This window comes from Bradyrhizobium sp. LA2.1 (assembly GCF_040547725.1).
GTDB classification, from domain to species: Bacteria; Pseudomonadota; Alphaproteobacteria; order Rhizobiales; family Xanthobacteraceae; genus Bradyrhizobium; species Bradyrhizobium barranii.
This window is the reverse complement of sequence record NZ_JBEPQI010000005.1, coordinates 34,896-47,544: the sequence shown is the minus strand read 5'-3', so window position 1 is coordinate 47,544 and position 12,649 is coordinate 34,896. Positions and strand designations below refer to the sequence as shown.

Sequence of the window (12,649 nt, the reverse complement as noted above, 5' to 3'; positions counted from 1 at the left end):
GGATTTGGCCGTCCAGTATCCCGACTACCAGACACACGATGCGATCAAAGGCTTCGATCCGGACATACGCAAGGATTCGACTTTAGCGCTCCTAATCGATAAACATCGCTCGGCTCATCCTGTGAGCTCACGCCGATCGGTTGAAGAGCGACTGGTGTGGATAAGAATAGCGCGCATACCCCGTCGGGTATCATTCTCGCGCAGACCTCACACTCATCCGCGCGATAGGTTTGGGATAGCCGGTGGCTGCAAGGGCACTTGCTGCTTGCATCAAGTACCCTTTCAACCTCCGCTCATCTGTTCGGTTTGGGCCGACAAATTTTCAAGACTTCAATAACATCTCCGATTCCTGCTGACGCGCTCATCGGCATTCTGAGGCGATTCTCCTGCAGATATTTCAATCCAATGATCGCAGTGGACTGGTCTTCGCTCGGTGCCGCGCAAAAGTAGATTTACTCTACCTAAAATTGTTCCGCCGTCCGACGCGAGATCCCTTCTACTCTCTAAGTACCGCACCTGTACCGCGATCAGCGCCGAGCCGATGCGCACGAAACCAGTAGTTCGGCAAAACCTTAACGGCCGGCAGTCGCTTGGTCCAATCGCCAAGCGACAAGCTCGGTACCGCCGAGCGCCCCAGGCAATGGCGTCACGCGTAGACACCGTGCTCAAGTCGAACGAGAAAATCTTCCACCAACTCAACACCAGCCGGTGTGGCCAACAGATCGATTGGCTTATGCTGGTTCAAGCCGATAGCCGGCCGTTCCAACCATTGCTCAGCTTCCTGCATGGAACCGAAAATGGAGATTGCTTTCGCCAGGACTTCCGCAAGCTTCCATGTTCGCCCACTTTGCTCTCGGCTGAGTGGCTTGGCTCCCGCGGAGGCATGGTGTTGGTAGGTGCGATGGCTCATTCCAATCGCTTTGGCGAAAGAGTCGTCCCAGCGAATAAACGTCAGGTTCTCAACCAGATGTAACAGTGCTCTGGACGGCAGCCCGTTCAGAAGCATCTCATGCGCCTCCAACGGGCTTTGGGGAACCTTTCGAAAAGTAGACGGAGCGCCAAGCAGACTGGCGACTGCAGCCAGCCGCGTCTTCTCAATCGGTTGTGGCCGGTCGGTCTCTCGGTTACGCATTTGAAGTCGTCCAGTCATGTGTCGTTCCATCTATGACAGTTGGCGCAAACGTTCAAGAAAGGCGGATCGGTGTTCCGGCCGGTGCCCGCGGGATCCTCCGGCAGGACGCATGCTCAAAGGCCTCGAAGCGGGTCGAGCCACCTCACTGAACATGGTTGGGTCGCACCCTTATGACCAAGATCCGGGGCATTCAGACAAGCGATTGAGCGCGCACCATTGGGCTTCGCGGTGCGGGATGTCGGCTATGCTGCGTAGCCACTGGTGGGTGGGCGTCGCCAGCCAGACTCAAGGTTCGCTTAAATCGAATCGATTCTTCTTTGCGAGCACACCTAGTTTGGACCGGACCGACCCCACCGATCAGTGTTGCGCCGACCGGCTTTTCTCTGCGTGCCCAAGAGGAGAGTTCTGGAAGACTGGACTACTTATCGACGCCTATCGTCCGACCATCAATACCGGACACCACTCTGTGGATGCCACTAGAGCGGAGCGGTCTGTCCAGAAGACCGGCGCACCCGAGCGATGCCATGGCTCAACCTGTCCAACTCGTCCTCAACCGACCAATGCTTGCGAAAGCGCCCATCGCATATTGGTAAGGCGTCGGGACAAGCTCAAGGATCCTTCGCCCAAATACCTTATCGATGCGACTCGAGCGTATCGACAGATGTACCGGCCGTCGTCTGTTTCGGCGGCGGTGAGGTCGGCAACTGCCGCCATAACTTTCATGCGCGATCCTGTCTTAGCTAGCGGAGCTTCGCGCAGTAAGAACTCCCGCGTTGGCAGTGGTGGGACCAACGCGTTCGTCATCACCTCCGCCAATATTGGCTACACGATCATCACTGAGGAGACGGGCATCAGCGGCTGGGAAAATCGCCGCCGTCTGCGCCGCGATAAGCGGTAGGATGCATCAGCGCCCGGATAACGCGCAAAACATTACCGCGTCGAATCCGACAGTAATTCTGTCCTATTTTTCTTGCGATATGAGTCGAACTCGGCCGTCAATCGTCGATCTTTAGAAACTTCTTCTGGGGCCACGGCTGAGAGCTCACAGGTGCCATGTCCAGGCTAAGTCCGGGCCCATTTCCCAGGGGATTGATGATAAATCCCATTTTAGGGAGGAGGTCCGACATGGCGCAACCGAAGGAACTGCATCGACCGACAACCGCGAAGAAGAAGCGCGGCAAAAAGCGTAGTCTGCTGCGCGGCACGACAGGCAAGTACGTGACCGTGAGGAAATTGCAGGTCTCGTCGGAAGGCCTTTCGGAGATCGCCAGGAAGGGGTCGATCGACAAGATTTTGAAAGGCTACATCGCGGTCGCGAAGAGAGCCAAGAAGGTGGGGCGTCCTCTCGACTACACAGTGCGCGTCTCACCTGATGGTGACGCGAAACTTGTCGCTGAACCTGTCGCCGCGCCGGTCGCGGAGAGTGATGCGCTGGAGTCAGCTCTGACGACGGCAAGAGAACGGGGGCAGGTCAAGGTCGCCGAGATTTTGAAAGGCGATGACATGCTGACAGCGAGCGATTTCGGCTCGCTCATCGGCGCGTCCCATGAGACCGTCAACGTCAAACGCGGCCGGGGCGAAGTTCTCGGACTGCAGGGCGCGACCCGCGCGGTGCGATATCCGCGCTGGCAGGTCACGGACGCCGGCCTGCCGTTGCCAGGTTTATCCAGGCTGTTTGAGGTGCTGGGCAGGCAGCCATGGACGGTCTACCGGTTCCTGCGGACCGTGCACGCGGAGCTTGGCGGACGGACCGCCCTTGACGCCTTGAAGGCCGGGCAACAGGAGGCCGTCTTGGGTGTAGCCCAAAACCAGATGAACGGCGTCTTTTCCTGAGGATGGCGGTCAGCTTTTGCCCGAAGATATCGAGGTCAGGTAGGTGACAAGCGATGCGGGTCATGCTTGCGGGCTACTCTGGCCCCGCCTGAGTAGTAAACGGTCAAGTAGTGCTTAACGACTTTAATGCTTACCCGACCAGCTCGCTGACCGGCAACTATCTTCAGAACGGACAGTCGGAAACTAACTCGTACGCAACCGACTATAGGGAACGGCTCATATTACTAGTCCCAACGACAGCGACCGGCGCGCTCGAGAGATGCCTACGCTCAACCTGTCCAATTCATTCTCAAACGACCGATGCTTACGAAAACGCCCATCGCACATTGGCAACCCGTCCGGACCAGACCAAGGGTCCCCCCTCAAATACCTTATCGACGTGTTTCAAGCGTGTCGGGAGATGTGCGGGCTATCGTCCATTTCGGCCGTGAGGCCGGCAACTGACGCCATGCTAGCGTGACTTTGTACAGCAAGACCTCCGCCCGATCCCCAGAGGCGCTTGGAGGCAAGTAGTTGATTTCTGCGTTGTCGTCTCTGGCGAGAGGCTCGCAGCCGAAAAATTCTTAGAGGAAATCTGTGGACGGCCGGGTTAACCATTCCAACACTCAGGAGCAGAAATCTCCGCGCTCGAACACGCATATGATTTCGAAAAGTTGGGGGATTCTGCTGATTTTTCGCACATTTCGGATTTCGCGGGTGTCTCAACCGAATGGTTAACGCCGCTGCGTAGCGCCGGCGGTGGACGGCTGAGCTGTTCGATCGACTCATTGCTCGTCTGACGCGATGGTCGACATGCCAAACAGCAGTCGCTCAACAAATGGCTGCTTAATTCACAGACTGAATCGAAGGATGCCGAAATGTATGGGCTGAGTGACATCGAACTTGCCAGCGAGACTAATAACTTCAGCAAAGGCGACCGGAACGCGCTCCTGAGCAAGTGGCTTCTTGTCGAGTCGTTGCCCACCAGCCCGGCGCTGCAGGAGCAGTGGGAAGCACGGCGGCGGTTCGGCAATTCCTGGCAGCGCGCATTGGAACTTCACGAACAGGCCTATGTCCACTCGTTCCTTCTGTTGGAGAGCTTTCGGGGGAGCTCGATCTACGGCGACAGTAATCTTCTGGCAGCGATTAATTTCATCGAAGAAGCGCGAGCGTCTGATAAAGCGCTTTCCTCTATGCCCGCGCTCCCCCCTACTCCGGCGCAGCTTTTGACTTGGTGCGATAAACACTCTCACCTTATGGCCGTTGATGAACTGATTGAAAGCGAGTCCTGCATCGAAGATCGATCTGACCTGCTCCGCTTGATCGCGCGTCAGCCGCTATGGGAGCGCGCTGAATTTCGGTCGGTCTTGACGTTCTCGATCGCTCTGTCCAACGAACAGTTTGATCCCGATCTGTCGTTCGTTTACTTCTTCGCGCGAACCGCGCAGCTGGCGCGCGAGCTCAAAATGCCTGTTATCTCTCGTGACTTCGCTGAAAGCGTTATGTACGACTTCAAGATCAGCATGCTTGGGCGGACGACGAAGCGCCGTCCTCCGATTACTCGTTTCACGTAGTCGGGTTCACGAGCAACGTGCCGATTGGGGATCTCCCTTCAGGACTCTCCTCGACGCCCTAGAGCAACACGAGGCTGCCGACGAGTTCTTCAATATCGCGATAGATGGCGTGGTGCATCCAATGTGAGCCCCCAGGGCGTTCGAAGAGTGCGGTCCGGCGGGACCTCCGGAGAACAGTTGCACCGGGGACACCGCCCACCACCGTAGCGTCGCGGTAAACGCCGTCGGGAGCCGGTCCACGGAAGCCTCCGGGGGTTTTCCCCGCTCTCATAATGCCGTCGCCTTGACTTAACCAAGCCCGCGAGTCGGACTAAAGCGATGTCCGGCATAGAGCCGGCGAGTACATGTAGGAGAGAATGGATCAATGGCGAAACGTCAGAGCTATCTGGTAATGTCCATCCCCAGCGACAGCAGCGGCAAGGACATCTGGCACATCATCGATGGACGACGAGTTGTCCCGACGGGGTTCCAGATCGATCAGCACGTCGCTGCCCGACGCGCATTCAAGCAATACCAGATTGACAAAGAACAACCGAAGTCACCGCCGGCCCGCAAGAAAGCATTGCGCAAGGCATTGCCCCGCCGGACTGCTCGCACGCGTCAGTAGCAAGCGCCTTCTCGAGAGCTTGCACGATCGACGTTTCACTTTGGTCAACTTGTCTATTTTTTTGACGCCATTTGACGACAGGTAATGTCGGGCGGCGATCAGGCCGCTCCTGAGGTGATGAGCCAGACTAACGGTCGGGGTCGGCTTGGCCGTCAACCAAAAGCTTGCGATGCGGAGTGTTGAAGGTAATGGCTCGAAATGTAAACTCTTGCCGAAGCAGCTCGACCACGGCGTGCTCTACCAGCCACCAAGTCTCGTCGCAGGGCGGCTTGGCCACGGTCCGCCCGTCGATTTCGGTCTGCGACGCGCCTTGCAAGTCGCACTATTTCATCACGGCCGGCGTGGTCGAATGGCTGCCCGCCTTCTCGGCCTCGTCTTCAGTCATGCGCATTCAAATCGCGCGTCATGCCGATCGCGACGCGAAACGGCAAACGTGGAGAAGCCGAGCCCGAGCTATCGTTGCGAGAGCGTAGATAAACCTTAGGTCGATCTTGCGGATATGAGACACTTGGCGCTGGAAGATCTATCGTTCGGGCCGCCTCCCGTGGCGGCATGCGTCAACATCGCATTCTGGCCAATCTGCGACGTGCAGCTCCCGAAGAATGTCCGGTTTGCTACAGAGTGCGTCCTCCGCCGGATCGCATTTGGCTCCCCCTCCATGATGGCCTTGCACTTGTTAAATCAACGGCGCCTTCGACGAGACGTGATGGCTGATGATTTTCCAGTCGCTGTCCTCGCGGGCGATCACCCAGGTAATCTTGAGCGACAGTTTTATCGCACCTTGATCAACGTCAAACGACGCGGTGCCGGCGACATTGACCAGATCGGGGCCGACCTGTTCGAAGACGACGTCGCTGAATTGAACGGCAGATGTTGGCCACCGCGGCAATTCCTTGAAGTAGGCCGCAACACCGTCTCTCCCGCGATACAGTTTCGGGTTCGAGCCGAAGAACAGCGCCTGCTTCGAATAAAGCAAGGAAAGCGCGTCGGCGTCCAGTCTGCTGAAAGCCGCGGCCCATTTCGCGATGATGTCGGATGCGATGTCGTCGGCAGCATGTGCCATCGAATATCCAATCGTTTTGAATGGGCTTCAGCCCTTGGCGTATTCCTTGGCAAAAGTGTCGCGTAGCCCGACGGTACAGTTGAACACCAGCTTTTGCGATGTCGACTGCCTGTTGCGCACGAAATAGCGCTTCCGTTCGAACTTCATCACATCGTGCGAATTGCTTCGACCACGCTGGCCTCGATCCGCGCGTCGGACAGCACTTCCATCGACTGCGGATTGATGTCGGCGGTACAATTGCCGGCTCGGGGCTCGGCTTGGCGAACGCTGATGGTAAACGCGGATTTCGGGTAGGCGCGATTGGGCCGCCGGCAGCAAATGCATCGGCGCGTTCCCGCCGCGGGTCGCGCAATCGTAGGTACAGCGCAGTTCGACCACCGCGCCGACGTCGTTCTTGATGACGCCGGTGCATTGATGAAATGAGCGTAGGCTCAGGACGAGCGGCAGAATACGATGATCCTTGTCTTTTAGAGCGGACAGTCCAATTGAAAGGCCGGCGGTCTCTTTTCCACGAGAGCCGCAAGGCCTTCCTTTACTTCCGGTCCTGTAAATCCCATGAATTCAAGCGCCAACGAAGCATCGAATGTCGGGCCGGCCTGCCGGAGCCAATTGTTGAGCGCGTATTTCGTCCAGCGAATGGCACTCGGCGGTCCTGCAGCAAGACGGCCGGCGACTTCAATCGCTTTTGCGTCCAGTTCGTCGTCCTCGCAGCACATCGATACGACACCGATCCGTTCCGCCTCTTCGCCCAAAAGCTGATCGCACAGCAACAGATAGTATTTTGCCTTCGCCATTCCGCACAACAGCGGCCACACAATCGCCGCATGATCACCCGCTGCCAGGCCTAGCTTCGTATGCCCGTCAATGATGCGCGCCGTCTTCGTGGCGATGGAGATGTCTGCCAGCAACCCGCAAGCGAGGCCGGCACCGACCGCCGGCCCCCTGATTGCACTCACGATGGGCTTGGAGCAGTTGATGACGTTGTAGACGATGTCTCGCGCTTCCTTCCAGTTACGGATCCGCGTGTCATGATCGTCGATGATACGCTCCATCATCGCGAAATCGCCACCCGCCGAGAAGGCTTTGCCCGCACCGGTCAGGATGACGGCTGAGACGCCGGGATCGCTGTCGATATCCCGCCAGACCATGCCGAGTTCGCCGTGCATTTTCTCATCGGCGGAATTCATCTTGCCGTTCGACATGGTAACCCGTAGGACGCGCGGCTGCGGCCAGTCGAACTGAAGCCGCGCATACTTGGCATAGCGATTGTCGAGCCCGGCCGCCAACGTCTCGTCCTTCATCTGGCTCTCTCCGTTTGCTTTGAATAACCACCGCTAACGCTCGGCACCTCACGTCAGCGAACGCACCGATGCTGCGAATTCCCGACGTCGTCAATGGGCATTCACCCAAAATGTCGCCTCAAACTGCATATGAGTTTCTTGAGAACGCTTTTCTAATTTGACGCCATGATTTGCGAACGGGTATCGTGCGTGGAATGTCTTGGCCCTATCATCTCCCAGCGCCGGTGCGGAAATCGTCTGTCGATGGCGTCGATACTGGCTGGCGGATCCAGGACTCCTTGGCATTCGCAATTGAGCTTGGGAAAGTCGGCATCGATAGGAAGCGTTGGGCTTCAAGGTGGCCAGCGCCGAACGCATCCTGCGCGAGGGGGAAAGTTCATCGATTGCCATATGCCTCGTTGATGAACCCTAATACGTCGAAGCACGCTGCGACACGAAAAGGCGATGATTGCGCTTGGCCGAAAATTACTTTGGCTGGCCGGCGCGGGCGGCGCTTTCAATGGGTTGCGATCCCGGGTGGGCAGGCCTGCCCGAGCAGTATGCTGGTGGCTCAAGGATCGGGTTTGCAGCAAGCCCAGCAACGGAGATGGCGATCGTGAAAAGGAATGAGCCTGTCACACGGGCGCCCACGCGCGGTTTAACACCTGAATTGCGTCGCGACATTCCCAAGGTTACGCAGAGTCTGGTGCCGCCAGATCAGAAGATCGACAGCACGGTCAAGTCAGCGAAGCGCGTGTTCGAAGTTCTTGAGTTTTTCGAGGAGCATCAGTCCGCCGCATCGGTTATTGACGTGGCTGCCGCGTTGCTTTTTCCGCAGTCGAGCACGTCCGCTCTGATGCGGACGATGACCGCGCTTGGCTATCTGCACTATGACGCCGGCCGCCGAACCTACATCCCGACGGCGCGGATCTCGATGCTGGGCCACTGGCTCAGCCCCGTTCTGTTCCGCCGTGGGCGCTTGATCAACCTGATGGAGGATTTGTCGGCAAAGACCGGGGAGACCGTCATGGTCGGCCTGCGCAACGGTCTGGCCGCGCAATATATCCACGTTATCCAGTCCAAGGTTCCCATGCGCTTGCATGTGCGCTCCGGAACGCTTCGCCCGCTTGCAAAATCCGGATTGGGCTATGCGCTGCTGTCTAGGTATTCCAACAAGGAGGTCCGTCGTCTGGTTAAGCTGCTCAACTCCTATGAAATGCATCCCGAAAAGCAGGTCGACATCAAGGCGTTGCTGGTCGAGCTCGGCAAAGTGCGAAAGCAGGGCCATGCATTGTCGCTTAGTCTGGTGACGCCGGGCGCCGGCGTAGTGGCCATGGTTCTCCCGCGAGTAGCCGAATCCAGCGAGCCTCTCGCCATTTGCGTTGCTGGCCTGACCGACGCGCTTGTCTCGCAAGAGAAGGCATTTGTGGCCGTGATGCGTGATGCGATCAAGTTTCACCTGAGCGATTGATTCCGTCGCAATCGGCGATTTTCGCAGGTGTGCAAAGGCATTCGCCATTCTGCTTTCGGCGGATTTCTCGATCGATCTTGCCCGCATGCTCAAGCTGTCGCCAGAGGAGATCGCAAGCCTAGAATCGAGCGGACGATCGGAAACCGACTAGGCCGCTGTCCCGCTCGAGTTACGTTCCGTCCAAGTCAGGAGCCTCCATGTCAGATGAAGACAATATCGTCGTTTCCACCGCCGAACGGATCTTCGCCGACCTGGCGGATCTGCAAGAAGTTGCGCACGCTCAGGGCGATGCGTGGAAGGCGCCGTTGTGGCGCGCACTTGCCGAGGCCGGTCTGCCGTTGGCGTGGGTATTAGAGCAGCACGGCGGTTCAGGCGTGAGCCTGATCGACGGCTTTGCCGTGCTGCGCGCAGCCGGAAGGTCAGCTCTTGCGGTGCCGCTGGCGGAGACCATGCTTGCGGGATGGCTGTTGTCGCAGGGCGGAATCGTCGCGCCGGAGGGAATGATGACGGTGTTGCCCGGCGGCCCGCGTGAACTGATCGGACTGGACGCCGAGGGACGATTGACCGGACAGGCGAGGCGCATCCCGTTCGCGCGCGATGCCGCTCATTTGGCCGTTCTCGCCAAGAGCGCTGCTGGCGTGAGGATCGCTTTGGTCGATGCCTCGCTGTGCCGCATTGATCGCTTCGAGAACCTTGCAGGCGACGGGGCGGATACTGTTTCTGTTGCTGGCGTGCAGCCGGTCGCTATTGCGACTGCGCCAAGCGGGTTCGATCCGACCTCCTTTTTCCTGATGGGCAGCGCCGTGCGCAGCCAACAGATCAGCGGGGCGCTGGAAGCGATGCTGGAGTTGTCCGTGCGTTATTCGACGGAACGCGTTGCCTTCGAGCGAACCATCTCGAAATATCAAGCGGTGCAGCATAATCTCGCGCGACTAGGTGGCGAGGTCGCCGCCGCGGTCGCAGCGGCGACCTCTGCGGCCGATGCGTTGAGCGCGGACCCGCACGATACGAACGGCATCTTGCTTGAGGTAGCGTCGGCAAAGATTCGTTGCGGCGAGGCCGCCGACAAGGGCACGTCGATCGCGCATCAGGTACACGGCGCCATCGGCTTCACGGCCGAGCATGTACTGCATCGCATGACATTGCGCGCTCTGGCGTGGCGGGATGATTTTGGAAGCGAGAGCTACTGGTCCTCCGAACTCGGCTGGTGGATCGGCAGGCGCGGCGCCGATGAACTGTGGCCGCTGATCGCGTCGCGTTGACCGGATTTTAGGAGCCAAGACCATGACGACAGCATTACGATTCGATCCCATCCGGCTGCCGGAGCATTGCCAGGAGTTGCGTCGCGAAGTCCGCGCGTTCCTGGCAGACGAGATTTCCGCCGGGACCTTTGATCCTCTGAGATCGGGAAGCGCCGAAGCAGAAGGCGCCAAGGCGTTTAGCCGGCGCGTCGGCCAGCGCGGCTGGATCGGGATGACCTGGCCGAAGAGATACGGCGGTCAGGAGCGCAGCTTTCTGGAGCGCTACGTGGTGACCGAAGAGATGTGCGTAGCCAACGCGCCGGTTCGTCCGTTCTTCGTCGCTGACCGGCAAAGCGGCCCGACGCTGATCCGCTACGCATCGGAACAAATCAAGCAGTCCATCCTGCCCCGGATCATCCGCGGCGAAGCCAGCTTCTGTATCGGCATGAGCGAGCCCGGTTCGGGATCGGACCTGTTTGCGGCCAAATGCAAGGCCACCAAGACCGATGGCGGCTGGCTCATCAACGGCACCAAGATCTGGACCAGCAACGCCAACGTGTCCGACTACATGATCGGCCTATTCCGGACTTCGGCGCCCACCAAGGAAAACAGGCGGCATGGCCTGACGTCGTTCCTGGTGGATATGAAAACGCCAGGCATCACCTGCAACGTCATTCGCCAGATGTCCGGGCAGCACGAGTTCAACGAAGTGGTGTTTCAGAATGCGTTCGTTCCTGAAGGCAACCTGCTTGGTGAGATCGACGGCGCCTGGAAACAGGCAACCAGCGAACTCGCCTACGAGCGCAGCGGGCCTGAACGCTTTCTCGAAACCTACGCGGTTCTGACCCAACTGGTTCGCTCGCTCGGAACGGATCCTGATATCCGCGCGGCGGAAGGACTGGGGCGACTGGTGGCGCAACTCCACACGCTACGGCGCATGTCGGTCTCTGTCGCCGGAATGCTCGAAGCCGGTAGGGAACCGGTGGTCGAAGCAGCCATCGTCAAGGACATGGGAACGATCTGGGAGCAGCGGTTGCCACACAAGGTGCGCGATCTCGTGGCCTTCGTCGATCCCGAAACCAGCAACCACGCTACCCTTGATGAGTGCCTCGCCTTCAATCTAAAGATCGCCCCCAAGCTCACGATTCAGGGCGGCACCACTGAGGTTCTGCGCGGGATCATCGCGCGCGGGCTCGGGCTACGCTGACATCAAAATTCTGAGTAGCAGCTCATGGCCGCGGCAAGAGATACCAAATTGAACCCCTCGCGGGACACGTCGCGCTCATGGAACTCGCCGGCCGCCGCTAAATTTCTTCGACTTATCGTCAAGGAGAGCGTCAGGACAACGGCAGAACGTCTGCCCTGCAAATTTCGGATGAGCGTCAAGCCCGGCTTGCAGTCGAAGCTCTGGAAAGTTGCGAAATGTCTTCAGCGGACCTTGATGAGTTGCTTGCCAGTATTCTCGCCTCGGTAAAGTGCGGCGATCGCTCCCGGCGCGTGTTCGATGCCGTTCTGCATGTCTTCGGAATAGCGCAAACGTCCATCGCGAACCCATTGTGCTAGACGAGACACGGCCTCTTCGTACCGAGATGCGTAGTCGAAGATGACGAAACCCTGCATGCGTGCGCGCTTGACCAGCAAGTGACGCTCGGCGCGCGGACCGTTTGGCCAAGGATCCCAAGTCGAGAACGAAGCGGTTCCGCAAATCACGACGCGCGCGCCGACGGCAAGACGCCCAAGTACGATGTCGCTGATGGCGCCACCGGTATTGTCGAAATAGAGATCGATCCCCCGTGCGCAGGCTTTGCCGAGCGCGGAGTCCAGATCGTCGCTCTTGTAGTCGTACGCCTCGTCATAACCGAACAGCTCACGGCACTGGGCGACCTTCGCCGGTCCGCCGGCGATGCCGACCGTGCGGCAACCCGAGAGCTTCGCGATTTGGCCAACCGCCGACCCCACCGCTCCCGCCGCGGTCGACACCACCACCGTATCGCCAGGGCGCGGCTGGCCGATGTCCAGCAGCCCGAAATAGGCGGTGATCCCGTTGAGACCGGTGACGCCGAGCGAGAGTGAAAGCGGCAGGTCGTCTTCCCGGATCTTTCGCGTGACGGCCGCAGGTCCGACGACCGCGAATTCCTGCCACCCGAACATGCCCATCACCTTGTCTCCCGGCTTGAAGTCGGGATGTGCTGACTGCAGCACTTCGCCGGCGGCGAATGAGCGCATCACTTCGCCGATGCGCACGGGCTCCGAATAATTGGCGACGTTACTGACCCAGCCGCGCATAGCGGGTTCGACCGAAAGAAAGACGTTTCGTATCAGGATCTGCCCGTCGAGCAGATCGGGAACGTAAGTCTCGACGATCTCGAAATCATCGGCCTGCGGAATGTCGGCCGGCCGGAATTTCAGAATGACCTGACGATTGCGATTGTTGTTCATGGCCAGCGGTTCCTATTGAGGTCGATATCA

11 protein-coding genes and 1 pseudogene are annotated in these 12,649 nt (G+C 58.8%); 7 read left to right on the top strand and 5 right to left on the bottom strand.

Annotated elements, in window-relative coordinates; translation table 11 throughout:
• Positions 1-646 precede the first annotated feature (646 nt).
• Positions 647-1,132, bottom strand: a complete 486-nt coding sequence (locus ABIB95_RS10600; RefSeq protein WP_502917817.1) for an Xre family toxin-antitoxin system antitoxin — start codon at positions 1,130-1,132, stop codon at positions 647-649.
• A gap of 1,125 nt (positions 1,133-2,257) precedes the next feature.
• Here ABIB95_RS10600 and ABIB95_RS10595 point away from each other — a divergent pair.
• The 4 genes from ABIB95_RS10595 (at position 2,258) to ABIB95_RS10580 (ending at position 5,598) form a co-directional block, all read left to right on the top strand.
• A complete protein-coding gene (locus tag ABIB95_RS10595) occupies positions 2,258-2,965 on the top strand; it encodes a hypothetical protein (protein WP_354239183.1) in 708 nt (235 codons plus the stop codon).
• A gap of 857 nt (positions 2,966-3,822) precedes the next feature.
• Positions 3,823-4,518, top strand: coding sequence for a hypothetical protein (locus ABIB95_RS10590; protein ID WP_354239181.1), 696 nt, complete (start codon positions 3,823-3,825; stop codon positions 4,516-4,518).
• Between the two features lie 364 nt (positions 4,519-4,882).
• A complete protein-coding gene (locus ABIB95_RS10585; protein ID WP_354239179.1) occupies positions 4,883-5,125 on the top strand; it encodes a hypothetical protein in 243 nt (80 codons plus the stop codon).
• Positions 5,126-5,313: 188 nt separating this feature from the next.
• Complete coding sequence (locus ABIB95_RS10580; protein WP_354239724.1) at positions 5,314-5,598, top strand: ubiquitination-like system serine protease family protein; 285 nt, start codon at positions 5,314-5,316, stop codon at positions 5,596-5,598.
• Between the two features lie 203 nt (positions 5,599-5,801).
• On the opposite strand, the gene ABIB95_RS10575 is transcribed toward ABIB95_RS10580, so the two are convergent.
• The 3 genes and pseudogenes from ABIB95_RS10575 to ABIB95_RS10565 form a co-directional block, all read right to left on the bottom strand.
• Positions 5,802-6,188, bottom strand: coding sequence for a YybH family protein (locus tag ABIB95_RS10575; protein ID WP_354239177.1), 387 nt, complete (start codon positions 6,186-6,188; stop codon positions 5,802-5,804).
• Positions 6,189-6,215: 27 nt separating this feature from the next.
• Positions 6,216-6,608 (bottom strand): annotated as a pseudogene (locus tag ABIB95_RS10570) (glutamine--tRNA ligase); the annotation flags it as partial.
• A gap of 47 nt (positions 6,609-6,655) precedes the next feature.
• Positions 6,656-7,489, bottom strand: coding sequence for an enoyl-CoA hydratase/isomerase family protein (locus ABIB95_RS10565; RefSeq protein ID WP_354239175.1), 834 nt, complete (start codon positions 7,487-7,489; stop codon positions 6,656-6,658).
• A gap of 454 nt (positions 7,490-7,943) precedes the next feature.
• Between ABIB95_RS10565 and ABIB95_RS10560 the strand changes: the two genes are divergently transcribed.
• The 3 genes from ABIB95_RS10560 (at position 7,944) to ABIB95_RS10550 (ending at position 11,387) form a co-directional block, all read left to right on the top strand.
• Positions 7,944-8,939 carry an IclR family transcriptional regulator gene (locus tag ABIB95_RS10560; protein ID WP_354239173.1) on the top strand — a complete coding sequence of 332 codons (996 nt, stop codon included), beginning with the start codon at positions 7,944-7,946 and terminating at the stop codon, positions 8,937-8,939.
• Positions 8,940-9,136: 197 nt separating this feature from the next.
• Positions 9,137-10,201: an acyl-CoA dehydrogenase family protein gene (locus ABIB95_RS10555; RefSeq protein WP_354239171.1), complete on the top strand. Its 1,065-nt coding sequence runs from the start codon at positions 9,137-9,139 to the stop codon at positions 10,199-10,201.
• 22 nt (positions 10,202-10,223) lie between these two features.
• Positions 10,224-11,387, top strand: a complete 1,164-nt coding sequence (locus tag ABIB95_RS10550) for an acyl-CoA dehydrogenase family protein (RefSeq protein ID WP_354239169.1) — start codon at positions 10,224-10,226, stop codon at positions 11,385-11,387.
• A 221-nt stretch (positions 11,388-11,608) separates the two neighbouring features.
• Here ABIB95_RS10550 and ABIB95_RS10545 read toward each other — a convergent pair whose 3' ends face one another.
• A complete protein-coding gene (locus ABIB95_RS10545; RefSeq protein ID WP_354239167.1) occupies positions 11,609-12,619 on the bottom strand; it encodes an NADP-dependent oxidoreductase in 1,011 nt (336 codons plus the stop codon).
• Between the last annotated feature and the right edge of the window lie 30 nt (positions 12,620-12,649).